26 protein-coding genes and 2 tRNA genes are annotated in these 26,735 nt (G+C 52.5%); 14 read left to right on the forward strand and 14 right to left on the reverse strand.

Annotated features, from left to right (window positions below; genetic code table 11):
- The first annotated feature begins 140 nt into the window (after positions 1-140).
- Positions 141-216, forward strand: a tRNA-Ala gene (locus ACI2J2_RS00355).
- A gap of 60 nt (positions 217-276) precedes the next feature.
- Positions 277-352: transfer RNA gene (locus ACI2J2_RS00360), tRNA-Ala, on the forward strand.
- A gap of 117 nt (positions 353-469) precedes the next feature.
- Here ACI2J2_RS00360 and ACI2J2_RS00365 read toward each other — a convergent pair.
- Positions 470-1,657, reverse strand: coding sequence for a NupC/NupG family nucleoside CNT transporter (locus ACI2J2_RS00365; protein WP_037423734.1), 1,188 nt, complete (start codon positions 1,655-1,657; stop codon positions 470-472).
- Positions 1,658-2,035: 378 nt separating this feature from the next.
- Here ACI2J2_RS00365 and ACI2J2_RS00370 point away from each other — a divergent pair, with 378 nt between their 5' ends.
- Positions 2,036-3,268: an Nramp family divalent metal transporter gene (locus ACI2J2_RS00370; RefSeq protein ID WP_209638728.1), complete on the forward strand. Its 1,233-nt coding sequence runs from the start codon at positions 2,036-2,038 to the stop codon at positions 3,266-3,268.
- A gap of 165 nt (positions 3,269-3,433) precedes the next feature.
- Here the strand turns inward: ACI2J2_RS00370 and ACI2J2_RS00375 are convergent, their stop codons facing one another.
- Complete coding sequence (locus ACI2J2_RS00375; protein WP_265555533.1) at positions 3,434-3,844, reverse strand: DUF2502 domain-containing protein; 411 nt, start codon at positions 3,842-3,844, stop codon at positions 3,434-3,436.
- A 230-nt stretch (positions 3,845-4,074) separates the two neighbouring features.
- On the reverse strand, positions 4,075-5,064 hold the full coding sequence (gene mgrA / locus ACI2J2_RS00380) for an L-glyceraldehyde 3-phosphate reductase (RefSeq protein WP_404759184.1): 990 nt from the start codon (positions 5,062-5,064) through the stop codon (positions 4,075-4,077).
- A 242-nt stretch (positions 5,065-5,306) separates the two neighbouring features.
- On the opposite strand from mgrA, the gene ACI2J2_RS00385 reads away from it, so the two are divergent.
- Positions 5,307-6,968, forward strand: a complete 1,662-nt coding sequence (locus ACI2J2_RS00385) for an alpha-keto acid decarboxylase family protein (protein ID WP_404759185.1) — start codon at positions 5,307-5,309, stop codon at positions 6,966-6,968.
- Here ACI2J2_RS00385 and ACI2J2_RS00390 read toward each other — a convergent pair.
- Complete coding sequence (locus tag ACI2J2_RS00390) at positions 6,944-7,834, reverse strand: LysR family transcriptional regulator (RefSeq protein ID WP_209638735.1); 891 nt, start codon at positions 7,832-7,834, stop codon at positions 6,944-6,946. The two genes, ACI2J2_RS00385 and ACI2J2_RS00390, sit on opposite strands and share 25 nt — an antisense overlap.
- 157 nt (positions 7,835-7,991) lie before the next feature.
- Here ACI2J2_RS00390 and ACI2J2_RS00395 point away from each other — a divergent pair, with 157 nt between their 5' ends.
- Positions 7,992-8,444, forward strand: a complete 453-nt coding sequence (locus tag ACI2J2_RS00395) for a multidrug/biocide efflux PACE transporter (protein WP_209638737.1) — start codon at positions 7,992-7,994, stop codon at positions 8,442-8,444.
- Positions 8,445-8,512: 68 nt separating this feature from the next.
- Complete coding sequence (locus ACI2J2_RS00400; RefSeq protein ID WP_209638739.1) at positions 8,513-9,205, forward strand: aspartate/glutamate racemase family protein; 693 nt, start codon at positions 8,513-8,515, stop codon at positions 9,203-9,205.
- Here ACI2J2_RS00400 and ACI2J2_RS00405 read toward each other — a convergent pair.
- Entirely contained in the window at positions 9,202-10,449 is a 1,248-nt protein-coding gene (locus ACI2J2_RS00405) for an ion channel protein (protein ID WP_404759186.1), read from the reverse strand. The two genes, ACI2J2_RS00400 and ACI2J2_RS00405, sit on opposite strands and share 4 nt — an antisense overlap.
- A gap of 340 nt (positions 10,450-10,789) precedes the next feature.
- Between ACI2J2_RS00405 and glk the strand changes: the two genes are divergently transcribed.
- Positions 10,790-11,755, forward strand: a complete 966-nt coding sequence (gene glk, locus ACI2J2_RS00410; protein WP_404760259.1) for a glucokinase — start codon at positions 10,790-10,792, stop codon at positions 11,753-11,755.
- Positions 11,756-11,819: 64 nt separating this feature from the next.
- Here glk and ACI2J2_RS00415 read toward each other — a convergent pair whose 3' ends face one another.
- Complete coding sequence (locus ACI2J2_RS00415; protein WP_265555544.1) at positions 11,820-13,046, reverse strand: OFA family MFS transporter; 1,227 nt, start codon at positions 13,044-13,046, stop codon at positions 11,820-11,822.
- A 397-nt stretch (positions 13,047-13,443) separates the two neighbouring features.
- Between ACI2J2_RS00415 and ACI2J2_RS00420 the strand changes: the two genes are divergently transcribed.
- Complete coding sequence (locus ACI2J2_RS00420; RefSeq protein WP_209638745.1) at positions 13,444-13,776, forward strand: DUF2502 domain-containing protein; 333 nt, start codon at positions 13,444-13,446, stop codon at positions 13,774-13,776.
- Between the two features lie 10 nt (positions 13,777-13,786).
- Here the strand turns inward: ACI2J2_RS00420 and ACI2J2_RS00425 are convergent, their stop codons facing one another.
- The 3 genes from ACI2J2_RS00425 to ACI2J2_RS00435 form a co-directional block, all read right to left on the reverse strand.
- Positions 13,787-14,521 carry a LytTR family DNA-binding domain-containing protein gene (locus ACI2J2_RS00425; RefSeq protein ID WP_209638747.1) on the reverse strand — a complete coding sequence of 245 codons (735 nt, stop codon included), beginning with the start codon at positions 14,519-14,521 and terminating at the stop codon, positions 13,787-13,789.
- On the reverse strand, positions 14,518-16,209 hold the full coding sequence (locus ACI2J2_RS00430) for a sensor histidine kinase (RefSeq protein WP_245210056.1): 1,692 nt from the start codon (positions 16,207-16,209) through the stop codon (positions 14,518-14,520). The genes ACI2J2_RS00425 and ACI2J2_RS00430 overlap by 4 nt, the downstream gene beginning before the upstream one ends.
- A 110-nt stretch (positions 16,210-16,319) precedes the next feature.
- Positions 16,320-17,564, reverse strand: a complete 1,245-nt coding sequence (locus ACI2J2_RS00435; RefSeq protein ID WP_404759187.1) for a DUF1479 domain-containing protein — start codon at positions 17,562-17,564, stop codon at positions 16,320-16,322.
- Between the two features lie 188 nt (positions 17,565-17,752).
- Here ACI2J2_RS00435 and ACI2J2_RS00440 point away from each other — a divergent pair, with 188 nt between their 5' ends.
- The 3 genes from ACI2J2_RS00440 (at position 17,753) to ACI2J2_RS00450 (ending at position 20,284) form a co-directional block, all read left to right on the forward strand.
- Positions 17,753-18,292, forward strand: coding sequence for a GNAT family N-acetyltransferase (locus ACI2J2_RS00440; protein WP_265555550.1), 540 nt, complete (start codon positions 17,753-17,755; stop codon positions 18,290-18,292).
- A 120-nt stretch (positions 18,293-18,412) separates the two neighbouring features.
- Entirely contained in the window at positions 18,413-19,648 is a 1,236-nt protein-coding gene (gene alaC, locus ACI2J2_RS00445; protein ID WP_404759188.1) for an alanine transaminase, read from the forward strand.
- 111 nt (positions 19,649-19,759) lie between these two features.
- Entirely contained in the window at positions 19,760-20,284 is a 525-nt protein-coding gene (locus tag ACI2J2_RS00450) for a cytochrome b (RefSeq protein WP_404759189.1), read from the forward strand.
- 66 nt (positions 20,285-20,350) lie between these two features.
- Here ACI2J2_RS00450 and ypdK read toward each other — a convergent pair whose 3' ends face one another.
- From ypdK to ACI2J2_RS00465, 3 genes are all read right to left on the reverse strand, one after another.
- A complete protein-coding gene (gene ypdK / locus ACI2J2_RS00455) occupies positions 20,351-20,425 on the reverse strand; it encodes a membrane protein YpdK (RefSeq protein ID WP_104410986.1) in 75 nt (24 codons plus the stop codon).
- A gap of 559 nt (positions 20,426-20,984) precedes the next feature.
- Positions 20,985-21,425, reverse strand: coding sequence for a hypothetical protein (locus tag ACI2J2_RS00460; protein WP_404759190.1), 441 nt, complete (start codon positions 21,423-21,425; stop codon positions 20,985-20,987).
- Positions 21,426-21,496: 71 nt separating this feature from the next.
- The gene (locus tag ACI2J2_RS00465; protein WP_265555557.1) at positions 21,497-21,943 is read right to left on the reverse strand and encodes a DUF805 domain-containing protein; all 447 of its coding nucleotides are present in this window, start codon (positions 21,941-21,943) and stop codon (positions 21,497-21,499) included.
- Between the two features lie 293 nt (positions 21,944-22,236).
- Between ACI2J2_RS00465 and mltB the strand changes: the two genes are divergently transcribed.
- Positions 22,237-23,322, forward strand: a complete 1,086-nt coding sequence (mltB, locus tag ACI2J2_RS00470) for a lytic murein transglycosylase B (protein ID WP_209638762.1) — start codon at positions 22,237-22,239, stop codon at positions 23,320-23,322.
- Positions 23,323-23,379: 57 nt separating this feature from the next.
- On the opposite strand, the gene ACI2J2_RS00475 is transcribed toward mltB, so the two are convergent.
- The gene (locus ACI2J2_RS00475) at positions 23,380-24,531 is read right to left on the reverse strand and encodes a porin (RefSeq protein ID WP_209638764.1); all 1,152 of its coding nucleotides are present in this window, start codon (positions 24,529-24,531) and stop codon (positions 23,380-23,382) included.
- 412 nt (positions 24,532-24,943) lie between these two features.
- On the opposite strand from ACI2J2_RS00475, the gene ACI2J2_RS00480 reads away from it, so the two are divergent.
- Both ACI2J2_RS00480 and ACI2J2_RS00485 read left to right on the forward strand, forming a co-directional pair.
- A complete protein-coding gene (locus tag ACI2J2_RS00480) occupies positions 24,944-25,234 on the forward strand; it encodes a hypothetical protein (protein WP_314591854.1) in 291 nt (96 codons plus the stop codon).
- A 112-nt stretch (positions 25,235-25,346) separates the two neighbouring features.
- Positions 25,347-25,646 carry a hypothetical protein gene (locus ACI2J2_RS00485; protein WP_209638766.1) on the forward strand — a complete coding sequence of 100 codons (300 nt, stop codon included), beginning with the start codon at positions 25,347-25,349 and terminating at the stop codon, positions 25,644-25,646.
- Between the two features lie 27 nt (positions 25,647-25,673).
- Here ACI2J2_RS00485 and dsdC read toward each other — a convergent pair whose 3' ends face one another.
- The gene (dsdC, locus tag ACI2J2_RS00490) at positions 25,674-26,603 is read right to left on the reverse strand and encodes a DNA-binding transcriptional regulator DsdC (RefSeq protein ID WP_404759191.1); all 930 of its coding nucleotides are present in this window, start codon (positions 26,601-26,603) and stop codon (positions 25,674-25,676) included.
- Positions 26,604-26,735: the final 132 nt, after the last annotated feature.

Raw genomic sequence — 26,735 nt, forward strand, 5'->3', positions numbered from 1 at the left:
TAAACGCGATTTTTTAGCGTGAAACGCGCTGATTTGGCGGCTTTTTCAGCGCTTGGCTGAGTAATTCAATTTAGCCGTTGACAGTGTTTCAGGGGTTTCATATTATGCGCCCCGTTCACAGGATTTTGTGATTGTGGATTGGGGCTATAGCTCAGCTGGGAGAGCGCTTGCATGGCATGCAAGAGGTCGACGGTTCGATCCCGTCTAGCTCCACCAACCTTTATCTCAGAAAGGTTGGGGAATACCGTAACGCCGGTTAAAGCGTACCACTTTTGTGGGGCTATAGCTCAGCTGGGAGAGCGCTTGCATGGCATGCAAGAGGTCGACGGTTCGATCCCGTCTAGCTCCACCACCATTTGAAAAGCCGACCTTAGGGTCGGCTTTTTGCTTTCTGTCTTTCCTGCCTGATGTTGAATCCCAGACAATAAAAAAGGCCGCCGAAGCGACCTTTGTGTCATAGGGTTTTGGCTTAGCCCAGAACCAGGCCTGCGATGGATGCAGACAGGATGCTGACCAGTGTAGAACCATAAACCAGCTTCAGACCGAAGCGAGACACCACGTTGCCCTGATGCTCATTCAGCCCTTTAATCGCACCGGCAACGATACCGATGGAAGAGAAGTTGGCGAAGGACACCAGGAACACGGACAGAATACCCATGCTGCGTGGTGACAGTTCAGCAGAGACTTTCTGCAGTTCCATCATCGCGACGAATTCGTTGGAAACCAGTTTGGTCGCCATGATGCTGCCAACCTGCAACGCTTCGTGCTTAGGAATACCCATAATCCAAGCGAATGGATAGAAGAAGTAGCCCAGAATTTCCTGGAAGCTCAGGCCAAAGATGGCGCTGAACAGGCCGTTGAGCGCGGCGATCAGGGCGATAAAGCCGATCAGCATTGCGGCAACGATAATAGCTACCTTGAAACCAGCCAGGATGTATTCACCCAGCATTTCGAAGAAGCTCTGGCCCTCGTGCAAATTGCCCAGATGCAGTTCTTCTTCTTTACTGGTGTCGTACGGGTTGACCAATGACAGCACAATAAAGGTGCTGAACATGTTCAGAACCAGTGCCGCGACCACGAACTTGGCATCCAGCATGGTCATGTAAGCACCAACGATGGACATGGAAACCGTAGACATCGCGGTTGCCGCCATGGTGTACATGCGTTTTTCTGACATCTTGCCCAGAATATCTTTATAGGCAATGAAGTTCTCAGACTGGCCCAGGATCAATGAGCTAACGGCGTTGAACGATTCCAGCTTGCCCATACCGTTTACTTTTGACAGCACGGTACCAATAATCCGGATGATAAACGGCAGTACTTTAATGTATTGCAGAATACCGATCAGTGCGGAGATGAAGACGATTGGACACAGAACCTTCAGGAAGAAGAAGGCCAGACCTTTATCACCCATGCCACCGAATACAAACTCAGTCCCTTGCCCAGCAAACCCGAGCAGCTTGTCAAACAGCGCTGCGAATCCTTTTACAAAGCCTAAACCCGCTTCCGAATGCAGGAAAAAATAGGCCAGCAGTACTTCAATAACCAACAGTTGAATAACGTAGCGAATGCGGATGCTTTTACGATCGCGGCACACCAAGAGTGCCAGGATCGCGACCACCACTAACGCCAACGCAAAGTGCGCAATATGGGACATGTTTGCTCCAAACTTGAGGCAGGCTGAATTTCGGATGTCATTTTATGTAACGCCACGTTTAAAAACGAGAGCTCTATTGCAAATATGGAAAATCATAGTGGGAAACGTCTTAAAATAGTACGGTAAAGCATAAAAAATCAATAGGTTAATGAATGCATATGAAATTCCTATTCATGCATAAATTTGATTATAAGTCCTTTTATGCTCTGAATTCGGCCCGGAAGAGTGCGGAAAATGTTCACCTCTGGCCGAAACCCTTCGTTAAACCCGTCGTTTTCCTCTATTACAGAGATAAGTATTACCGCTCTAAATGCACTTGATAATTATTATCATTTACATAAGATAACCACAGGCTTATTAGAAGTAAGGGTTCAGAAAATGCTGAACAGTCGTGTGGCTGAAAGTCCCCAGGGCTCATCCAGGAAGATCAAACTTTCTCTGATGGGGCCCGCCTTTATCGCGGCTATCGGCTATATCGATCCTGGCAACTTTGCCACCAATATCCAGTCCGGTGCCTCTTTTGGTTATACCTTGCTCTGGGTGGTGGTGTGGGCCAATGTCATGGCGATGCTGATCCAGCTGTTGTCCGCCAAACTGGGTATTGCTACCGGTAAAAACCTTGCGGAGCATATTCGCGATCGTTTCCCTCGTCCGGCCGTCTGGGCCTATTGGGTGCAGGCAGAAATCATTGCAATGGCAACCGATCTGGCCGAGTTTATCGGTGCGGCGATCGGCTTCAAACTGTTGTTGGGCGTTACGCTGCTGGAGGGCGCGATCCTGACAGGTATTGCCACCTTCCTGATCCTGATGTTGCAAAAACGCGGTGAGAAACCCTTGGAATGGGTGATCGGCAGCCTTCTATTGTTTGTCGCGTTGGCGTACATGGTGGAACTGGTGTTTTCGCAGCCGCAGTTGGGGCCATTATTAAAAGGCATGGCGATACCGGATTTGCCGAACGGCGATGCGGTATTTCTGGCGGCAGGTGTGCTGGGGGCGACCATCATGCCGCACGTTATTTATCTGCATTCATCGTTAACCCAGACCGCTGGGGAAAACTCAAAGGCCGATCGTTACGCGGCCACCAAGGTTGACGTTGCTATTGCCATGACCATTGCTGGGTTTGTAAATCTGGCGATGATGGCTACCGCCGCTGCGGCTTTCCACTTTAATGGCCACAGCGGGATTACCGACCTCGATCAGGCCTATTTGACGCTACAACCCTTGTTGGGCCAGGCGGCTGCAACCATTTTCGGGCTGAGTCTGGTAGCTGCTGGGTTGTCTTCCACCGTAGTGGGAACACTGGCGGGGCAAGTGGTGATGCAAGGTTTTGTTCGCTTTTACATACCGCTGTGGGTACGCCGGGTCGTTACCATGTTGCCGTCGTTTATCGTCATTATGTTGGGGATGGATGCGACGCGCATTCTGGTGTTGAGCCAGGTTTTACTGAGTTTCGGTATTGCATTGGCTCTGGTGCCGCTGCTGTCGTTCACCGGTAATCGTGAGCTGATGGGGGATATGGTGAACAGCCGCACTATACAGGCGACAGGTAAGTTGATTGTGCTGGTGGTGATTGGGCTAAATGGTTATCTGTTGGTGAGCAGTGTTCTTTGAGCGGGCACCCAATAAGGTGTTTTTAGCGAGTGTCACGTTATTTCCGGTCGATAAACGAGCAAGGCACCCTGAAGTTCTTAGGGGCCTTGCTCGACCGAAACGTTGCCCACATTTTTGGATAAACATTAACTTACCGGCATTAGGGGATCATGCCGGTTTTTGCCGTTAATCGTCGCGATCGTCATTGCCATGGCGGCGATGATCACGGTCATCATGACGCCGATCTTTCCAATGGTGCTTATCATGATGCTTATAGTAGTGCTTATCGTATTTACGATAGCGACCATCATGATAGTAATAATTTTTGCGCCAGTAGTCGTTGTCGCGCCAGCGATAACCGTCCCAGTAATATCCCCGCCGGCTACGGTCGCCCAGATAGCGGCCTTGGTGGCCTTGCCACCAGTCACGGTCGCGCCAGTCGTAACCGTCCCAATAGCGGCCGCGGTTGTCTTGTTCGCCTATGCGTAGTGAAACGCCTGGCATCAAATCGATACTGATGCCTTCAGCCTTTGCCTGCTGTACGGCGGGCACTGTCGATACCACCAAGAGAGCGGCCAATAACAGAGGTTTAAACATGAATACTCCTATCCGCCGCAGCGGTTTGGCCGGTTTTATCGATAATGAAGCGCGTTCATCAGTTTATAAAACAGCCTTATAGTTTTACCTGCAATATTGGCATATTAACCGTTGTGGATAGGGTTGAATCTTAGAGGGATTCTGAAAAGCGGGGTGGGGCGAACGATTTAAGATTTGTCTGTCGTCGTGGGGTTATCGCCGGGGGGGATTCCGGCGATAACTGTAAGCGATTACATTAGAATCTGTTCAATTTGGGCGATTTCATCTTCGCTGAAGGTGCGGTTGTTCAGCATGCCAACGGCGTCTTCAATCTGGCTGGTTTTACTGGCACCAATCAGCACTGAGGTAACGCGATCGCCACGCAATACCCAGGCCAATGCCATCTGCGACAGCTTCTGCCCCCGTTGTTGTGCCAGCGCATTGAGTCTGCGGACTTTCTCTAGCTTTTCCTCTGTGAGCTGACCGGGTTGAAGGAACTGGCTGCTGCTGGCGGCGCGCGAGTCTTGCGGGATGCCATGCAGGTAGCGATCGGTTAACAGGCCACCTGCCAGCGGTGAAAAGGCAATGGAACCCACGCCGTGCTCTTCCAGCGTATCCAATAATTCGGGTTCAACCCAACGCTCGAACAGAGAGTATTTGGGCTGGTGGATGACACAGGGCGTGCCCAGCTTTTGCAGAATGCCGAACGCCTGGCGCGCACGGTCGGCGGGGTAGTTGGACAACCCGATATAGAGCGCCTTGCCCTGACGTACCAGCAGATCCAGCGCGGCCATGGTTTCTTCCAGTGGTGTATCTGGATCAGGACGATGGTGGTAGAAAATGTCGACGTATTCCAGGCCCATGCGCCGCAGGCTTTGATCCAGACTGGCAACCAGGTACTTTTTCGATCCCCAGTCGCCATAAGGGCCCGGCCACATGGTGTAACCGGCCTTTGAGGAGACGATCAGTTCATCACGCCAGGGCTTCAAATCCGCGTTAAGAATGCGGCCGAAGTTTTCCTCGGCAGAGCCGGGAGGCGGGCCATAATTGTTTGCCAAATCAAAGTGCGTGATGCCGTGATCGAACGCGCAGTGGATCAGTTTACGCGCATTGTCATACAGCGTCGTGTCACCAAAGTTGTGCCATAAGCCCAGTGAGATTGCCGGGAGTTGTAGACCACTGCGTCCGCAGCGGCGGTATTCCATACTTTGATAGCGTGAAGAATCAGCCTGATAAAGCATACAAACCCTTTTCAGCAGAGATGAAATGAATTTTAGTGTATGCGCTTTCACTGTCTTTGTCAGAGTGCTTGATCACGCTTGGCGGGTGACGACTCACCCCGTTGATGGGGGATTTATCATAAATGCCAAAGCGGGGGATGTAACGCAAGGTTGCCAATTGCCTTTTAAGCGCAAAGTTCGAAATTTGTGCAATTTCTTCGATACTTAGTAGTAGAAATTACAACCATTGGTAGGTGATGATCATGAGTAAAAACTATACGGTGGCTGATTATCTACTCGATCGTTTGGCTCAGATTGGTATCCGGCATTTCTTCGGTGTGCCTGGGGACTACAATCTGCAGTTTCTCGATCACGTTATCGCTCACCCGCAGATCACCTGGGTGGGATGTGCCAATGAACTTAACGCTGCCTATGCAGCAGATGGTTATGCGCGTTGCAAACCGGCGGCGGCCTTGTTGACCACTTTTGGCGTCGGTGAACTCAGTGCGGTCAACGGCATTGCGGGCAGCTATGCAGAATATTTGCCGGTGATCCATGTCGTTGGTGCCCCGGCGCTACGCGCGCAGCGCGCTGGGGATTTACTGCACCATTCGCTGGGGGATGGGGATTTTGGTCATTTTGCCCGGATGGCGAGAGAAGTGACAGTGGCGCAGGCCAGCCTCACTGCCGACAACGCAGAAGCAGAGATCGATCGCCTGCTGACCACCGCGCTGTTTGAGCATCGCCCTGTCTACCTGTTGCTGCCGAGTGAGGTGGCAGAAGCGCCGTTGGCGTCCCGACCTACACCGCTTATGTTGCGGCAGGCAAATCTTTCACAGGCATCACTGCAGGCATTTGTCGCGGCCGCACGTGAGATGTTGCTTCCTGCACGACGGGTTTCTTTGCTGGCCGATTTTTTGGCGGAACGTTTTGGTGCTGAAAGGGGGTTGGAACAGTGGATGGCGGAGGTCGACATGCCGCATTCAACGATGCTGATGGGAAAGAGCGTGTTGGACGAAACGCATGCCTGCTTTACGGGCACCTATGCTGGGGCAGCCAGCGATCCGCAGGTGAAACAGCTGATTGAGAATGCAGACGTGGTGATTACCGTCGGCGTGCGTTTCACCGATACCATTACGGCTGGGTTCACCCATCATTTGCCTGTGGAGAAGCGCATTGATGTTCAGCCATTTGAAGCACGCGTTGGGCATCAGGTATTCAGCCAGATCCCGATGCATGATGCGATCATCGCCCTACACCAATTAACGTTGTCGCTGGCGAAACAGTGGCAATTACCGGCCATCGAGCGTCCAACTTTGCCGGACCCCACGGGGACAGGGTTGGATCAACATGGCTTTTGGCAGCAGATTCAGGACTTTTTACGGCCAAACGATATCCTGATCGTCGAACAGGGTACCGCCTGTTTTGGCGCTGCGGGGCTTAGCCTGCCTCAGGGATGCAGGTTTATCGTCCAGTCGCTGTGGGGGTCTATCGGTTATACCCTGCCGGCGGCGTTCGGCGCACAAACGGCGGAGCCAGATCGGCGGGTGGTGCTGTTGATCGGCGACGGTTCGGCGCAGCTTACGGCGCAAGAACTGGGATCGATGTTGCGTGACGGGCTAAAACCGGTGATCTTCCTGCTGAATAATGACGGTTATACCGTTGAACGGGCAATCCACGGCCCGCAGCAGCGTTATAACGATATCGCTCAGTGGAACTGGACACTGCTGCCGCAGGCATTGGCGGGTGAGCATCCGGTGGAAACGCTGCGAGTCACCGAACCGGAACAGCTACGCCAGGCTTTAAAAGCGTTAGCGGACAGCCAGCAACTGGCTTTTGTTGAAGTGGTGCTGCCGAAGATGGATATCCCCGAATTACTGGACACCATCTCGCGCGCGATTCAGTCACGTAACGTGGCGGCCTGATCTTGATCGCTTTCCAGTAGCCGCTCCAACATCCAATACCCCGCCGGCCCCGGCGGGGTCAGCTTTGACCACACCGCATCCACCGATATCAGCTTGGGCCAGCCGCGCGGGCGTAACTCGGTCAGTTTGTTGTGGCCATATTGCTTAACCAGCCAGTGTGGCAGTACCGCCCAACCGAACCCTTGCTCTGCCATTTCCAGCAACAGCAGGTAGCTGGGTGCAGACCATACCAAACCGCCAGAGCGGGGGGGAACAGCCCCGGTATAGGTGTTCAAAATAAGTTGACGCGTACTGGACAGTTGTTCAGGCGTTGGGGTGACAGTCTGCGCCAATGGGTGCGTATGCGCGATGAACAACCCCATTTCCGTCTGCTCCGGCAGCCGTGCAAAACCAATGTCAGGTGGGTAACTGGCCTGTACTTCAACCATGCCAATGTGCGCGCGACCGCTTTGTAGCAGATCTAGCACGTCGCCTTCTTCGGCGATCATCCACTCCAGCTCGATATCCTGATAGCGTTGCTCGAAAAGTTGCATCAGTCGGTCATGGTGCTTCGGCTGATAGGTGTCGGAGAACACCAGGCTGAGGCGCGGCTCGATGTTGTCCGCCAACCGAATGCTCAGTGCGTCCAATCGCTCGCTGGCGGCGAGGATTTCCTGCACGTGACCCAAGACTTTGTGCCCGGCAGCGGTCAAGACCGGTTGCCGGGCCTGGCGATCGAACAGGATTAACCCGAGATCGGCTTCCAGGTTGGCGATGGCCGTGCTGACCGTTGACTGGCTTTTGCGCAGTTTGCGGGCGGCGGCAGAGAAGGAACCGAGGGCGGCCGCTTCGACAAACGCCTGTAAGGCTTCGGGGGAATAACGCATGATGTATCTACTTTATCGATGGAACCTATCTTTAATCTAATCAAAAATACGATAATAATCACCTGGTTTTCGTCAGGGGCGAATAAGTTCGTTCCTGGTCATAGGGGCGCGGATTACAGCGCCCTTACCAATGAATAGGGTAAAAAATAGGTGATGTATGCAACTGCAAAACAAGTCTTTCATTGAACGTATCGTCCATGCCGTCGGGTTTGAAGCCATCGCAGTGATGATCTGTGCCCCATTGGGTGCGTGGTTGCTTAACCGTTCGATGGTGCAGGTCGGTGCGTTGGCGGTGATGTTGTCCACCGTCGCTATGGTGTGGAATATGGTTTATAACACCCTTTTTGACCGTTTGTGGCCTGTGGGCCGTGTGGTACGTAACCTTAAAGTGCGGGTGTTTCATGCCCTGGGCTTTGAGGCGGGATTCGTGTTGATCGGTGTCCCTATCGCCGCCTGGATGTTAAGTATTTCTTTACTGCAGGCGTTTATGCTGGAGATCGGTTTCTTCCTGTTCTTCCTGCCGTACACCATGCTTTATAACTGGGTCTACGATACGCTGCGCCAGCGTTGGTTTGATGCGCGTCAACCCGCCAACTCTTCCGCTAAATAAGGCGTCGTCATCGCTGTCATTCTCAGGTAATGTCGAGCAGTGACCGCAATATGACTGAGGAGAAAACGATGAAAGTATTGGGCCTGCTGGGGGGAATGAGTTGGGAATCGACCATTCCCTATTACCGCATGATCAATGAGCAGGTGAAAGACCGGCTTGGGGGTCTGCATTCGGCCAAAATCGTTCTCTACAGTGTTGATTTCCACGAGGTAGAACGCCTGCAGCATCAGGGCGATTGGGACGGCGCGGGGCGCTTGTTAGCCTCGGCGGCGGCCTCACTACGTGCCGCGGGGGCGCAGGCCATCGTCATTTGTACCAACACGATGCACAAGGTGGCGGATGCGGTTGAACAGGCAAGCGGATTACCGCTCATTCACATCGCCGACGCAACGGCGCTGCAGGTACGGCAACAGGATATTCGCCGTGTCGGGCTGCTCGGTACGCGCTTTACTATGGAGCAGGCATTTTATCGCGGGCGGCTGCAGGAAAAGTTTGGCATAGAAGTCGTGACCCCGGTGGCGGCCGATCGTGACATTGTGCACCGCATTATTTATGAAGAATTGTGCCTGGGGAAAATCCGCGATACGTCACGCGACGAATATCGCCGTATTATCGGTGACCTGGAACAGCAGGGGGCGCAAGGCATTATTTTCGGCTGCACCGAGATTGGTTTGCTGGTTGGCGCGCAGGATGCGTCAGTGCCGGTATTTGACACGACAGCCATCCATGCGCGCGCTGCGGCGGAATACGCGCTGGCCTAATCGTCGTGTGGCGGTTGGCGTCTGCCCACCAACATCAGGGGTTTGCCCGCCAGTACCAGCCATGCGGGCAACATCACGACGCATAACACAGGCAGCAGGTGCAATTCTGGCACGACGGCAACGGCCATAAACAGGCTAAGCCAACCATCACGCGTTACCACCAGCACTAACCCCATAATGGCGCAGGATACGGTAATGGCAGCCGGTACCGCCGGGACGTGCTGATGCAGCATCAGGCCCAACGCCACCCCGATAAAGACCGCAGGGAAAATACGTCCGCCGCGAAAACCGCTGGCGGCAGCAATCACCAGTGCTGCCAGTTTGGTCAGTGTAATCAGCAACAGCTCCGTGACGGAGAAACTCTCGCCAATCGCCAGCCGTTTCATTTCATCAAGCCCTTTAAACAGGGTGATATCACCGCCGATCAACGCCAGCAATCCCAGTACAAAGCCACCTAGCCCCAACATCAGCACCGGATTTTTAATGGAGTGGAATAGGCGATGGGCATGAGGAAAGCTCCATACGGCCACCATGCCCAGTGCGACAGCGATGAGGGCGACGATCGAGCCACTGAAAATATCCGTCAGCCGGGTAGCGGCATAGGCATCGATCTGCAGTGCAAAGTTTGGGGTGAAAAAGAGCTGCGTGGTGACGGCACCGGCCGCCGCCGCCATCAACGGCGCAAACAGCCTGTCCCACAGCGGTACATCATTATTGCCCGCCAGGGTTTGGGAGAAGATCAAGGCTGCCGCGACCGGGGTACCAAACAGTGCGCCGATGGTGCCGGCCGCAGCCAGAATAATCCAGTCCATCCGTGGGACTTTGGGTAGCAGACGCGAGCCCATGGCCACGACAAGCGCAATATTGATGGCGGTGATCGGGTTTTCCGGCCCCAGACTGACGCCGCCCACCAGGCCAACGATCAGTGCCAGCGCAAGACCCGGCAGTGCCGAAAGCGGCAGTGGCATGCCAATCAGCGACTCAGTGGCCGGATCAGGCCCCGCATGGCCAGGCATGTAGCGGATAATCAGCCCAACGGCGACGCCGGTCAGCGTCAGAATGCCGATCAGCCACCAGGGCGAATGGGTATCGATATTCATCGCCGCAGGAATATTCACCCAGAGCAGCCGCTGCAATGCATCGGCGAATTTCATCACCAGAATGAGGACCAGGCTTGAGGCCGCACCGATAACGAGAGCGGGCAGAGCGAAAGCCAACATGGCATTGGCGCGCGGGTGCAGCATGCAGGGATCCCTTATCAATGGCCCTGGATGGCAGGCCGAACGGGTGATGGTTGTGGCCACAGCTTGCCAGACAATCGGCACGCAGGCACGCAAAGATATTTCTGGCCGGGCGTAAAGGCCGCAGCCGGTTAATAGTGCCTTTCTGTCATGACGGTTAACAGTGACCGTGGCCCGTTTTTTGCCGCAATTTGTTTCAAATGGGGTTGGAAAGGGTTGGCTGAACCGTTTTTTGTGATCAAGATCGCTAATGGATGGCCGCGCAGAGGATGGTGATTGTTGTTTTTGCAGTGGGATTTTACAGTGTGGGCAGCTTTCTATTATTCATTTTGCGGAGAAGATACTGATGACTTATGCCCTCGTAGGTGATGTAGGCGGCACCAATGCCCGCCTTGCGTTGTGCACTGTGGCGACGGGTGAAATTACCCAGGCGAAAACCTATTCCGGCCTGGAGTTCGACAGCCTGGAAGCCGTGATTCGCCAATATTTAAAAGAGCAGAATATCCAGGTTCAGGATGCCTGTATTGCGATTGCCTGTCCTGTCACTGAAGACTGGGTGGCCATGACCAATCATACCTGGGCATTCTCAATCAAAGAGATGAAGGCCAATCTGGGGCTGAATCATCTGGAAGTGATCAATGACTTTACCGCCGTGTCGATGGCGATCCCGATGTTGTCGCAAGACGACGTATTGCAGTTTGGCGGTAGCAGTGCGCAGAAAGATAAACCGATCGCGGTATATGGTGCCGGTACGGGGTTAGGGGTCGCGCATCTGGTGCACGTTGACCGTCGCTGGGTGAGCTTGCCGGGTGAGGGGGGGCACGTTGATTTCGCACCGAACAGTGAAGAAGAAGATATCATTCTGCAAGTGTTACGCGCTGAAGTTGGGCATGTCTCCGCAGAACGTGTGCTATCTGGGCCAGGATTGGTCAATCTCTACCGCGCTATCGTCAAGTCAGATAAGCGTCTGCCAGAAAAACTGGAGCCGAAGGACATTACCGAACGCGCCTTGGCTGATAGCTGCATCGACTGCCGCCGTGCCCTGTCGTTGTTCTGCGTGATCATGGGCCGCTTTGGCGGCAACCTGGCGCTGAATTTGGGCACCTTTGGCGGTGTTTATATTGCCGGTGGTATCGTGCCGCGCTTTATGGCGTTCTTCAAAGCCTCCGGTTTCCGTGCGGCGTTCGAGGATAAAGGGCGTTTCAAGGATTACGTACAGGATATCCCGGTATTTATGATCACCCATGGGCAACCCGGTTTACTGGGTGCTGGCGCTCACTTGCGTCAGACGCTGGGTATGCATTTGTAACCGAAAGCCGTGATAAAAAAAGGGGCGCAACCCGTGGGTTGCGCCCCTTTTGTCATTCAAGGGATTAGGCTTTGACCAGATCCGCCTGTGGGAAGTCTTCTTCTTCCTGCGCCACCGCTTTTGGTGCCTTGATGAACAGGGTGATAGCCAGAGAAACAACAGACAGTACGCCAATCACCATAAAGGTCGCGTGGAAGCCGCCGAAGTATTTGGCGACAAACGAACCGGCCAGTGCGCCCAAACCGAAACCTTGGTAGATGATGCCGTAGTTTTTGCTGTGGTTTTTCAGGCCGAAGAAGTCACCGACAATCGCTGGGAATACGGTAATGTTGCCACCAAAGCAGAAGGCGACGGCGCCGACGCAGATAAAGAACAGCGTGTGGTTCAGGGTAAGGAAGCTCAGCGCCACAATCGCCAGCACGGTAACCAGCATGGTGAAGCTAATGACGCGCATGCGGCCCACTTTATCTGACAGCGTACCCAGAATGATGCGCCCTGCGGTGTTGAAGATAGCAACGGCGGACACGGTATTGGCGGCGGTCGCTAAATCCATCCCTGCAAGTTGAACGCCCATGTCTTTCACGATACCAATCAGGTACAGGCCACTCATGCAGGCCGCGAAGAAAATGGTGAACAGCAGGTAGGCTTCTTTGGTCGCCAACATCTGACGTACGCTGAAGTCATTGCCCAAACTGCCTGCGCTTTGATGTGCAGATTTGCTCACCAGCACCGGTTCTTTCAGCAGCAGGGAACCCAGTACAATCAGCGCCATCACAATGGCACCCCAGTAGAAGAAAGCGGACGAGACGCCGATGTCGGCAATCAGCGCGGCGTTAACGTATTTGAACAACAGGCTACCGCTGCCGAAAGCACCCACAGAGATACCGGAGATCAGCCCTTTGTTGGCTGGGAACCATTTGATCAGGTTAGACAGGGTGGAGATATAAGCAATACCGACCGCAAAGCCGACCACTACGCCGGCCAGCAGATAAATCATGTCCAGTGAGCTGACGTAAGCGCTGGCAATCAGACCCAGGCCAACCAAAATACCCGAACACAGTGTCAGGTTGCGGATACCGAAACGCTCTTGCAGCTTACCGGCAAACAGCGTGGCAAAAGCCAGGAAGAAACTGGTGATGGAGAAGGTGGTCGCGACGTCGCCGAGGCCCCAGTGAAACTTGTCGACCAACGGCTGGTTGAACAGGCTCCAGGTGTAGATAGTACCGAGGCCCATCTGACAGATGATGGTACCCAGAACGATTAAGCTGCGATTTGCCGGTTTGGTGTTCATGGCCGGGCTCCTTCCTGTATGTGCATTGCCGGGCGTTAGCCGTTGGCTGAAATTTGCGGGCGGTGTCGTGAACCCCGCGGTATGGGCATATTATATGGCTGGTAGTACCACACGACGGCGGATCGGGAATGAGTTGCACAGGGGAAGGAATGAAATGCATCTGGCGGTGCATGAGTTGCCGTTTTAGGGGCTAAAACGGGATGAAATGCACCTGATGCCACGTGATCTACATCAAGAATGTTAGCGATTTATCGCGCATCTCCCCATTACGATTGTGTTCGAATTGTGAAGGATGTGTGTGAATGGCGTAAATGGGCATTGTTCCTATAGAGCGGGGCTTGGCGCAGATCTATGTTATCTGTGAACGGACGGGTTCCGCTCTGCAGGAGTCGTTGAAATGAAGAAAATAGTGTTGTTATTGGCCGCATTGCTGTCACTGCCGTTGGTGAGCCATGCGGACGTCTCCATCGGCGTGAATGTGCCAGGTTTGTCATTGCACATTGGCGATCGTGATAACCGTGGCCATTATTGGGACGGTTACCGCTGGCGCGATCCTCGCTGGTGGTCTGAACATCGGGTTTATGAGCGCCCGCGTGGTTATTATTATGGCCCGCCGCCACGGGTGATTTATTACGGCCCGCCACGGCGTGAATGGCGCGATCGACCGCATTACCGTATGCCACCGCCACCCCCTCCGGGCTATTACTATGCTCCTGGGCCGCGCTGGTAATCGCTGGCGATCATAACCGCATGAGTTTGCGAAACTCTTTGACCTTGCTGCGGCTGACCGGCACTTCGAAATCCAGGTCGCTCAGCCGCAGAATATAGGTATTGTTGAACCAGGGCACAATTTCGCGAATCTTCGACAGATTGACGCAATAAGAGCGGTGGCAACGGAAGAAATGTTCTTCAGGCAGGCGGCCGTAAAACTCGGTGAGGTTCATCGGCATCACAAACTCTTCGCGCCGGGTGTAGACCCGCGTCACTTTTTCATCGGCAGCGGCATAATAGATGTCGTTAATGTCGGTAACGATAATCCGTTCGTCTTTGATTAAATTAATGCTGTTCTTGTTGCGGCTTGGTGCGCTGGCTTGTTCCGGCAGGGCCGCGGGGCGGTTATGCAACGCTTCGAGCTTTTGCAACATGGTGACGATACGCGCTTCATGATAAGGCTTGAGGATGTAATCAAACGCTTCTATCTCGAAGGCTTCAACCGCGTGCTCTTTATAGGCGGTGATAAATACGATCGAAGGGCGGTGGGCAAATTTACTGATGTTTTGCGCCAGCAGAACCCCATCCAACGACGGGATGTTGATGTCGAGGAAAATCGCATCGACCTGATGGTTTTGCAGGTATTTCAACACATCCAATCCATCCTCGAAGGTGGCTTCGATGACAATATTGCTGTGTTTTTTGATCAGGTAGCTGAGTTCTTCCTGGGCGAGGAACTCGTCTTCAACAATGATGGCTTTCATGATGGCTCCCCTGCCGGCAGTCCGCCGTTTTCCACCTGCAGTTTGCCGCCATTTTTGCTGATGTAAAAGGCAATTTCAGTGCCGGGTTCCAGGCGGCGGATACGCAGCCCCTCACCGTACAGCAAAGAGACCCGATGATGTACGTTCAGTAAGCCAATATTGTGCCCCGGCATTTCGTTGCGGGCGACGCGGTCGATGACCTTCTGATCGATACCGTGCCCCGTGTCTTTGACCGAAATTTTAACCCTGTCGCCCTGATCTTTCACGGCAATCACCACGACACCTTTGCCTTTACAGGGTTGGATGCCGTGTACAATGGCATTCTCCACCAATGGCTGGATCAGCAGGCTGGGAATACGCACCGAAATATCGTCATCGATGTCATAAATCACCGTCAATTTGGCGCCAAACCGCGCTTGTTCGATCGCGATATAATCTTGGATCTGATGCAGTTCCTTACGGATGTCGATCAGTTCGTCGTTCAGTTCCAGGTTATAACGCAGGTAGCGTGACAGATTGATAATCAACTGCCGCGCGGTGTCTGGATTGAGGCGGATTGAAGAGGAAATGGCGTTCAGCGCATTAAACAGAAAGTGCGGGTTAATCTTGCTCTGCAGGGCGCGCATTTCCGCTTTATCCGCCATTTGGCGTAGATGCTCAATACGCGACACCTCCATCTGGGTCGAGATAATCTGCGACAGGCCAACGGCCATGACTTTCAGCGTATTGGTGATCTGGTGGGCATGGCAGTAGTAAATTTTCAGCGCGCCAGTCACTTCACCTTTTTCCCACAGTGGGATCACCAGCTGCGAGTGGATTTGCGGCGTAGCGGGGTTCTCCAGGTTGTTTTTGATGATGATCTTGCCGTGCCGGATACTTTCCCGCGTCACTCGGCTCAACCCTTCACGGCCCATCGGATAGGCTTCTTCGCCCACGCCAACGTAAGCCAACACCTGGTGAGTATCGGTGATGGCTACCGCATCGGCCTGAATATCATGGCGAATGATGTCGCAGATGGTCGCCAGCGATTCGCTGTTAATATTGCGGAAATAGGGCAGGGTTTTGCGGGCGATGTCCAACGCCAGCTTGGCCTGACGGGCGGCGATCACTTCTTTTTCGTCTTCAACGCTTTGCACCAGCAGCACGATAAGGCCGATACACACCGTGCCAAGGATCATCGGTAGCGCAATTTTGGAAACGATATCCAGCCCTAACTCGGTCGGCTTAGCCCACAGCACAATCAACAGCATGGTCAGGCATTCGCACAACATGCCGCCGAGGATCCCGGCGCGCCAACGCTGCTCCTTTTTTACCTTCAGATTGATATAACCGGCGCTGATACCGGCAATAATGCTGGTGATCAGGCAAGGAATGGAGGTAATGCCGTCGATATCGATCAGGTAGCGGTGCACCCCGGCGATGATGCCGGTGATGACCCCCACCCAAGGCCCGAACAAAATGCCGCCAGCCATAATGGCAATCACCCGCACGTTGACCAGCGAGCCTTCAACATTGACACCGGAGTAAGTACTGAACAGCGCAAACAGCGAGAAAATGGCGGTAACCATGCCCAGCTCAAGCGGCGTATGGTCCTCTTTTTGCAGCAATTGGCGGAACAGCCGGGTGCGGGTGAGGAAGAACAGGCAAATTAGCATCAACGCGGCGCGGTCAAACACCGCTAGCAGCATTTCAAAAAAAGGGTGCACGACAGGCTCTCGTTGCGGTGGGAATAGGGAGGGAAGTATATCACAGCCTAGTGACCCCGTGGCGGCCGAGCGGCGCACCACGGGGGGGAACGTTACTTGATGCCTAACTGTTCCTTGCCGAGCGGCGTCAGTAAATCGACGGTGGCACGGCCAATGAAATCCACTTCGAAATCATCTGGCGCAAAATCCGGCGGTGTTCTGCCCGAGATAAAACTGGGCAGCTGGCGTTGCAGGTAGGCATCGTTTTTCTCGCAACCTGGCGCGGCGGCGATGTACATCACGTTGCTGTCGAACTCGCCGTTATGTTCGTTTTCTACCGCATGGATGACGTCGCAATGCCAAAAAACGGTGTCGCCGGGCTCTAAATCAGGAATAGGGGAAATCCCACTTAATAAAAGGGGATGCCATTTTTCCGAGATTGACAGTGCGCGGCCAGGCGCGGCATCGCACAGATCGTCATCGGCGACGTCATCTTGCAGCGCACGCAGCAGCACATAGGCCATGGCGTTGGCGATGGGGACCAGATTCAGTGTGCCTGCGTTGGTTCGCTGTGGCGTCAATGCCGTCCATCCCTGAAAGGTACGGAACATCGAACACACAGCCGGAGAGGCGATCTCACGCACTTCAGTACGGCCATCGGCGGCGAACGGGTCATACGATTGCCAATTGCCGGAGAACACGTGACGATAGACATAGCGGAAGTTCTCATCCAGCCAACGCTCAATGGTGCCGCTGTCTACGTGCGGCGACAGGCCCAGCGATGAAGAGTTTGGCGGACGGCGACGAGTACGATCGGCATAGGTCGTGACGCGCGTTGGATCAAAATGTTGTCTACCGTTGCTTTCGGTTTCCCACAGGCTGTTGAGGAATACTTGTACCGCGTGCATGCGTGCGTCCTGGCGCGCTTCTACCTGCGGTTTTGACCAGTAAATACCGTAAATCTGCGGCTTGCTGGCAGCGAGTTTGCCGAAATAGTTGTCTTCGGCCGCGCCTTTCAAGCGTTCGACGAAATTGTTGCGATCGAGGTAGTGACCGATTTCACGGTTCCAGGCCGCGGCTTTGTCACGGGGAAATACGCCACGGATAGCGCACGCGCCACGCTGTTTAATCAGTTTTTTTTGCTGTTCGCTGACGCGTTGTTGCAGGATATCTTCGGCATCGATTTGCGGAACCGGGTTCTCACCCGCCGCCAATTCCTGGCGGATTTTCTCGACTTGCTGGCGGATATTGTCCTCCAGCGCCAGGAAAGTCTCTCGGTAATTTGGTAATGCTTGCCGCAGTTGCTGTTTGACGCTTTTAATCGCGCTTGGAATATCGTCAATGCGTAAAGAAGCCATGGTGTTCTCCTCTCGCTGCCAGCAGGCAACGACGAACGGTTGTAGGGGACCGGGTAAGGCGTTATGGTTTTGTTGTTTTAACGTTAATGATTATCTGGATTTAATAGGGGAAAATAAAGGGATATCTTTCATTCGTAACTTCCTCATTTTCGTTTTTCGGAGGTTTATGTTTTTAGGAGATAGAAACAATGAAACTGGTCACTGAACGTTTGATCCTGGAGTCAATCACTGCCGACGATTGGCCGCTGTTCCTGCGTCTGTATCAGGATCCAGAGGTGATTCGTTATATTGCCGACCCGCTCAGTGAAGCAGAAATTCGCACGCGTTTTGAGGCCCGACTCCCCGCCTGGGACAAATATGGGGAGCAGTGGCTGTGCCTGGTGATGAGAGAAAAGGCCAGTGAAGACGCGGTTGGTATGACCGGTTTTCGCCCACAATGGCACCCCTACCGGCAGGCAGAAGTGGGATATGGCAGCCTGCCGCTCGCGCAGGGTAAGGGTTATGGCAAGGAATCTCTGCGGGCAGTGCTGGATTTTGCTTTTAACGCCTGCGATTTTCATAAGCTGACAGCCACGGTGACCGAGGGCAATATTGCCTCGCGCCGACTGCTGGAATCCTGTGGCTTTCTGTTGGAGGGCACGTTGCGCGATAACTACCAGTTGGCGGGGCAATGGCGCGATGACTGGCAGTTCGGGTTATTGGTGTCGGAGTTTAGGGGCGTCAAATAAAAATGTTGTGCCGGGTATCGACAAGCCTGCCAAGGCTGAGATATGTTCAATATCCGGTCAATCTTAGGTTGGCCAGCGTCGCTCGGATGGTCCGGGCGCTAACGTCTCTTCGAGGTATCTATGGCTGATAATAGTCCGCAACGCCGTTTCACGCGTATTGAACGTCTCCCCCCTTATGTATTTAACATCACCGCCGAACTGAAGATGGCCGCACGCCGTCGCGGCGAGGATATTATCGATTTCAGCATGGGCAACCCCGACGGGCCAACGCCGCCGCACATTGTGGAAAAACTCTGCACCGTTGCACAACGTGACGACACCCACGGTTATTCCACCTCGCGCGGCATCCCGCGTTTACGCCGTGCTATTTCACGCTGGTACGCCGATCGCTACCAGGTGGAGATCGACCCCGAAAGCGAAGCCATTGTCACCATAGGGTCAAAAGAAGGGCTGGCGCACCTGATGTTGGCGACGCTCGATCACGGCGACACCGTGCTGGTACCAAATCCAAGCTACCCGATCCACATTTACGGTGCGGTGATTGCCGGTGCCCAGGTGCGTTCGGTACCGCTGGTGGACGGTGTGGATTTCTTTGGTGAGCTGGAGCGTGCCATACGCGAAACCATTCCGCGCCCGAAAATGATGATCCTCGGCTTCCCATCGAATCCGACGGCGCAATGCGTAGAGCTGGACTTTTTTGAGCGCGTAGTTGCGCTGGCTAAACAATACAATGTACTGGTGATCCACGATCTGGCCTATGCCGACATCGTGTATGACGGCTGGAAAGCGCCATCCATTATGCAGGTTCCTGGTGCCAAGGACATTGCGGTGGAGTTTTTCACGCTGTCGAAAAGCTACAATATGGCAGGCTGGCGAATTGGTTTCATGGTCGGTAATCCTGAGCTGGTCAACGCGCTGGCGCGTATCAAGAGTTATCATGACTATGGCACCTTCACCCCCTTACAGGTAGCGGCTATTGCGGCACTGGAAGGCGATCAGCAATGCGTGTTGGATATTGCAGAGCAATATCGTCAACGCCGTAATGTGCTGGTAAAAGGGCTGCATGAAGCGGGCTGGATGGTGGAGAACCCGAAAGCCTCAATGTACGTTTGGGCAAAAATCCCAGAGCCTTATGCGCACCTTGGTTCACTGGAGTTTGCCAAGCGTCTGCTGGCGGAAGCCAAGGTCTGCGTATCGCCAGGCATCGGTTTTGGTGACTACGGTGATACCCACGTGCGTTTCGCGCTGATCGAAAACCAGGACCGTATCCGCCAGGCCGTGCGCGGTATCAAAGCCATGTTCCGGGCTGACGGGCTGATTAAGCCAGCCAAAAGTAGCCCGACGGCAACCAAATAATTCCTCTAGGCCGGTGCATTCGCTCCGGCCTTTTTTCTTTCTGCTAAGGTTTTCTTCATCATTTACCCACTATCCTTCAATAAGATTTTCTTTATTTATCAGGACGAGTGTATGGGCAAACGTTACGCGAAATCACAGATTGTTTTGCACTGGCTGACGTTATTGATGGTGATCCTCACTTACTCAGCCATGCTGCTGAAAGATTCGGTACCGGATGATATGGCGTCACTGGTCAAAAATCTGCATTTTAACTTTGGCCTGATGGTCTTCTTGTTGATGTTCATCCGGCTTGGATTGCGTCGGCGTTATGCCACACCGCCGACCACGCCACCCCTTGAGGAATGGCAGGAGTGGGGGGCCAAAATTTTCCACGTGCTGCTTTATGTGCTGTTCCTGGCCTTACCGGTGCTGGGTGTTCTGACGCTGGCTTATGGGGGTAAAGAGTGGGTGTTGCTGGGCTGGCAAGTTCCGCAAGTCGTCACACCCAATCCGGTGCTGCGTAGCGTGATTAAAAGCACGCACGAAACGCTCGCCAATACCGGCTATTTTATTATTGGCGCACATACGCTGGCGGCGCTATACCACCATTATCTGCGCAAGGATGACACCTTGCGCCGCATGATGCCGGGAAAATAGCCGCGTGCAGAAACAACAAAGGGGCGCTTATGCGCCCCTTTATCTATGTTCCTGGCCATGCCTTGGTTATGCAACCATCAGCATAAAGGTGCCAATCCATGTAACCAACATGAATGAAACGCCCATAACAAAATATTTCACTGAACAACTCCCTTTTGGAGTCCCTCGCAAGCCAATGATCCCGATTGTTGTGCTGAGTATTTTGTGGATACTTTGTGGCGATTAGGCGGATCCTTCAACATGAAGAACAACGTCCTTGGCCACAGATTATCCGGTTGTCGTGTTTCAACGTCCGTGAGGTAAAACATGAACCACGACAGGATCGGGGCTAATGTACTCCCAATATGAGCATGATTACAATACTGTGTTTTTGATCACACTTTTTGACGGTTTATTAACCAAGGGTTACTGTTTTGAAACGATTTTTATTTACCTTTTTTATCAGGTAAAAGAAGGGAATAGCCCGTTGAAACGGGCTTTATCATTATGTTTGCTGTGATGTTATGAAAAGGGATCAGGCGACGGCGTTTGCGCCCGTCAACAAGATGACCCAGAAGACAAGGCACGACAGCAGAATAACGGTCCAAATATTACGGCGACTCCACTCCATTTTTAGCCTTCACTTTTGCTCTTGATGGTTCGGTAATGAACACATCGGCGAAAAATGAAGAATATTTAGCCCCCGCTAAAAATATTTATCTTATTGCTGGTGAATCTCTGCTACCGAGGTTTGGACTTCATATCCTAACAGGTAGAGGGCTTGCTCCAGCGCTTCCACTTTTGAGGCGTAGGCGACGTCCAGCAGGCGATCCATCTGCCCAGCATTAAACCCTAATTGACGTGCCAGAGAGGCTTTAGAGGCGCTGGTGGACAGCATAATGTTATGCAGTTCGAGTTTGAGTTTGACCAATACGGGCACATGGATCGCTAATTCTTCCGGTAAGGCGCGGGAAGGGGGAGGTACCGGTCGGCCCTCTTCCATTTCCAGCTTGATGGCAATCAACAGGCTTTCCTGGGCTTCAAGCTCTACATCTTCACGCTTATAGCAGGCGGCCTGTTGTTCAGGAAAATCACGAAAGTGGATCTGCCAGGCATCGCTATCGTTATCAAAGCTGTAATGGGCGGGGTAGTGGCAAGACATGGTATTTCCTGTTTGGCGCGAAGTAATGCGGCATTGTGACCGCTCGGCGTGCAGATAGCCAGTGGCGATGGTCAGGCCTTCATCGGTTTACGCGTGCATAATCCCGTAGGCAACAACAACGCGCATAATAGGCCAATCAGGCTAATAACGATGAGCCAGCGCGTCACTGGGCCGGGGTAATAATTATTCACCACGCTGAGCAGATACAGGGCTAACGCCAGAGGCCAACCAGGTGTACCTATGTCATTAAGGCGAAATGCGGTGCGGGCTACCAGCCAAAGGGTTAAACCTATCCAACACAGTGACCACAGCATAATGCACAGCAGGTAGACAAACACCGCAAAAAACGTGCTGATATCACTGTGCGCGTAAGTTCGGAAGAGATTTTGATCGAGATAAGGTGACAGGTATAACAACAGTGCCAGGCCCGCGGCGAACACCATCACGGAGAAAACATACTCCTTGCGTGCTATGCGGCGTTTAAAGACATTTTTAGCGATCTGTCCGAGAGAATCCAAAATAACATTCCGTTGTATCCGTCATTGCTGACAGGGTTGCAGCCAAAAAGAGGGGCAGTGTAGTGATGCGCTGTGGCGTGTCAATATGATAATTGTTCTCATTTAATCAAGGTTTACGTTTCGGCGGAATAGTTGCCTACCCTAACTAATTCTTTGTTTCTGTGCTTCAAATCACGTTTTTGGCTATTTTGGCTTACCGCCTTGTGATGAGCGACATAATCCAGTTTGTTCGCACCAGACAATGGATTAACATAATCACCACTTATCACTGGCCTGGCTTATATGGATATCCGATGCGTCATTTAGTTGCTCTTCTCCCCCTGCTTACCTTACTCACTGCCTGTAGCAGCGGGCCGAAGCCGACCCCAGCTACGCCTCAGGACAGCACGGTGAAAGGTGGGTTCCTGCTGACGCCAGCGCATTCCGGTCAGCCACTGGGCGGTGATTTTGCCAATAACCCCAATACGGCCCGTTTTATCGATAAAATGGTTCAGGAACACGGTTTTGATCGTCAACAGCTGCATGATGTACTGGCCCAAGCCAAGCGACTGGATTCCGTGTTGCGGTTGATGGATCGCCAAGCGCCAACGCCATCCACACAGGCACCTTCAGGACCGAACGGCTCCTGGCTGCGCTATCGCAATAAATTTATTACGCCGGATAACGTGCAAAATGGCGTGCAGTTCTGGAACCAGTATCAGGATGCGCTGCAGCGTGCTTATCAGGTCTATGGCGTACCACCCGAAATCATTGTCGGTATTATCGGTGTTGAAACCCGCTGGGGCCGCGTGATGGGTAAAACCCGTATTATTGATGCGCTGGCTACCTTGGCCTTCGACTATCCACGCCGTGCCGATTATTTTGCCGGCGAGCTGGAAACCTTCCTGCTGATGTCACGCACTGAAGGGGATGATCCGCTGGATCTACGTGGTTCATTTGCCGGAGCGATGGGGTACGGCCAGTTTATGCCATCCTCATTCAAAAGTTACGCTGTAGACTTTAACGGTGATGGTCACATTAACTTGTGGGATCCGGTGGATGCGATTGGCAGTGTGGCTAACTACTTTAAAGCACACGGCTGGGCCAAGGGCGAACCTGTTGCGGTGCAGGCTAACGGCCAGGCGCCAGGGTTGGAAAATGGGTTTAAAACGCGTTACTCCGTTGCCAGCCTGGCAGCGGCAGGCCTGACTCCACAGGGTTCCTTGGGCGATAACCAAGAGGCCAGCCTGCTGCGTCTGGATATTGGCACCGGCTATCAGTATTGGTATGGATTACCTAACTTCTACACCATTACCCGCTATAACCACAGCACGCACTATGCGATGGCTGTGTGGCAGTTGGGAGAGGCGGTGGGCCGTTCGGCGCGCGGCGGGTTCTAAACTCGTGAGCACTGATGAGAAAGGCCGCTGAAGCGGCCTTTTTTACGTCGGTAGGGATTAGAAATCGTAACGCAGGCGTACCAGTGTCATATCACCGAGATTGTCGGTGCTTGACGTCAGCACGTGTTCCACATCGACGCGGAAGCCGTAATCAAACTGTACGGTAACGCCCAGGCCGTTATCGATACGCTGATAATCGCGGCCACTCACGTACTGCAGGCGGTCACCCATAAAGTATGGCATCACGGATTTCACCGCATATTGCCCCACAGGTAGGGTGTAACCGGCCAGATACTCAATGCCCCAAGCGTCACCGGCGAAGTAGTCGTTAACGTTGGCTTTCTTGGTGGTCAGGAAGTTGTTGTACCAACCGCCGCCGAAGGTCAGTGTCCAGTTATCTGGTTTCCAGCTCAGCGCAGTACCCAGAATGTTTTGGTCATAATCTTTGGTGGTGTGGGTAGCGGGATCGCGCATCTCTGCACGGGTATAGTTCCACGCGGTGCCCCAGGTCAGATCCGGCGTCAGGTGGTAATCCACACCCAATGAACCGCCGCCTTCACGCTTGTAGCGCAGGCCATTACCCGGCAGATATTCGTTGTCGCTGAACAGATAGGACGCATAAACGTCCGCGTCACCGAAGGTATTTTTGTACTTCAGCATTTTGCGTGAGCGGTAAGAACCGTCGTAATCGCCGTTGATGCCGTTCCCCGGAGCCTGGGCCAGCATGTCATAGTCCCAGATATCGGTTTTGGCGCCGACTACGTCATAGTACACGCTGTTTTGCTGACCAAAGGTCAATTGTCCCCAGGTTTTACTTTTCAGACCGGTATATAGCATGCGGCGGCTGGTGTTGTTGGCACCATCGGCATAGTGATTATCCCAGTTGAAGAGTGCAGGAATGTTCACGCCCAGCTCGTAATAGCTGATCCAGCTAATGTCATCGAACAGGTAGTAATCAGCGGCAAAGCGGAAGCGGGTGCCTCCGTCGAACCCGTTACGCTTGTAAGAGCCCTTATCGCCATCGCCGGTCATATTGTTGAACTGCGGACGGATACTGCCACCGACCGTAAAGTTAAGACGGCTCAGCGGATCGCCCGCCTGCGGGTCCTGCTTCAGCAAAGTGATTTCAGCTTGGGCAGCAAAAGAAGTACTACCCACGATCAGTCCCAGAGCAACGGCCTGGGTTAATGCGCGCAATGTGTATGTCATTTTATATCCCTGTGTATGCTTGCCACTCTCACTGAACCTTCGGGTATCAGTGATTGGCTCAGTAAATTTCCTGAGCGTTTTCATCGCTTTTCTTGGTTTTGTAAAAGCGGGCGCATATTTAACACGATTTTGATCACAAAAAGTTACTTTTCTTGCTAATTATTTGATTTGTTTTTAATCACCTGCAAGGGCGGGCGTGCAAGAAACCGGCGTTATGGCGGGCTTCAACGTATCGACCGGTTAGGGGGGCAGCGTTCGGATGAACTCAGCTAACACAAAGCATTATATTTTTCACTTGTCAGAGAATGCCATATGCCGTGTAATTTCATTGCGGCCAGAGACAGTTTAATACGTGGTTTTTTCGTTTTATTTTACACAATTTACCGAGTTAACAAGGGACGTTTAGAACGCTATGAGATTTTATTTCGCACTGTTGATAGGGCTTTTTTCATTGCCACTAATGGCGGCGGAGTCTCACGTCTGTCATTCGCAGTCATATGATTATGCGAGTATTGGCAAGTTAAGGTTGAGCGATGATACGACTTTTACTTGCCGGGGAGTCGGTCAGTTCACTATTCCTGACTTAGCTAAGCGTGGTTGGAAGGTTATTCACGTGGCACAGCAGACGGAATATACCGGTGACGTGGACAGTGATAGTGAGGTGATTAAAATGTACCAGGAAATAGTCGTCTATAAAGAATAAAGACTACGTGTTTATCAGGTTCACATATCGCCATTTTTTATTCGTGGTGAGGATGTGTCATATTCTTTTTTTTCCATGTTGACAGAAGGATAGTACCAAAAAAATATAAATTATGGATGTTGATATTCACAGCTACCAAATGATCTGCGAAAGCCAATTCACTATCACTCTGCAAATATCCAAATATGCCTGGGGTTATCCTTTAATAACCTTAAGTGATAACGGTGATTTTTTTGTGATGGAAAACACCCGGCGAGGGCGATTGCCTAATCAGATGCCGGTGGAAATAATAACCTTTACTAATAATGACTCTGTAGCATGGGATAACAACCGTAAGCATATTTATTATTCGAAGTCAGGGCGTTTGTACAGCTGTGCGCTGGATTTTTCCTATGTTCCAAAGAAATGGTAATACGCACTCTGCTCATACCTCCGGCCATCAGGCCAGAGGTGCTATCTTCATCATCCACTGTTTGAAAGCGATGATCTTCGGCCACTGGCGTTCGGTGGTGGTTGAAATAAAATAACAATGTTCGCAAGGCAGAGTCATATTGGTAAACGGAATAATCAGCTCTCCGCTTTTAATCCAGTCTTGCACCAGATTAAGCCGGCCCATTGCGACGCCAAGATGCTGCGTTGCCGCCAGCACGGCCAGATCTGAGCGATCGAACTCCATGCTTTTGCTGTCGGTATCCAACCCCAGTTCAAAATGTTGTGACCAGGTTAGCCACTCGTCTTCACCCGAGTTGTATCGGTCGTGCAGCAGAGTGCAATCGGCCAGGTTTTCAGGCGCATTGTAGAGATTATGCTTTTGGGCGTATTGCGCAGTGCAGATTGGGACCATAGACTCGTGCATAAAGGCTTCGTCCAGTTGCTTGCCCGATGGCAGGCGACCGAAATACAGCGCTAAATCAACGCCTCGATTGGCCAGATTGATATTTTCTTGGCCCGTGAGAATGTTTAAATGAATGGTGGGATACTGAGCAGTAAAATCGCTGATTCTGGGTATCAGTAAACATTGTACAATCGAAGGATGCGAGTAAATGGTCAAGGTGCCCGTCAATTCACGGTTTCTAATATCAAGAATTTCTTGGGTTAGGGCGTCGAAGGAATGGCTTAACGACCACTGCATACGCTCGCCTTCAGGTGTTAGCGTAATTCTGCGATGAAATCGTTGAAATAAAAGAAAACCCAGTTCTTTTTCTAACAGGTTAATTCTATGACTTACAGCGCTGGGGGTAATTGAAAGTTCCTCTGCCGCCAATGAAAAGGATAAGTGGCGGGCAACACATTCAAAAGTATGCAAGCGAGAAAATTGATAGCTCGTCAGTGGACTTGCTCTTTTTGAATGCTTCTTGTTGGGGAACATGTTATTACTCCATTCACGTGATGTAATAATGGTAACATTTTAATGAAGGTAACTAAAATACGAATTGACGTGTTTTTTAGCCACGCTGGCATGTGGGGGTAATATTTTTTATGACGTGTTTTTTATGCAGAA

The sequence above is a fragment of the Serratia sp. NPDC087055 genome (assembly GCF_044900985.1).
Lineage (GTDB): Bacteria > Pseudomonadota > Gammaproteobacteria > Enterobacterales > Enterobacteriaceae > Serratia.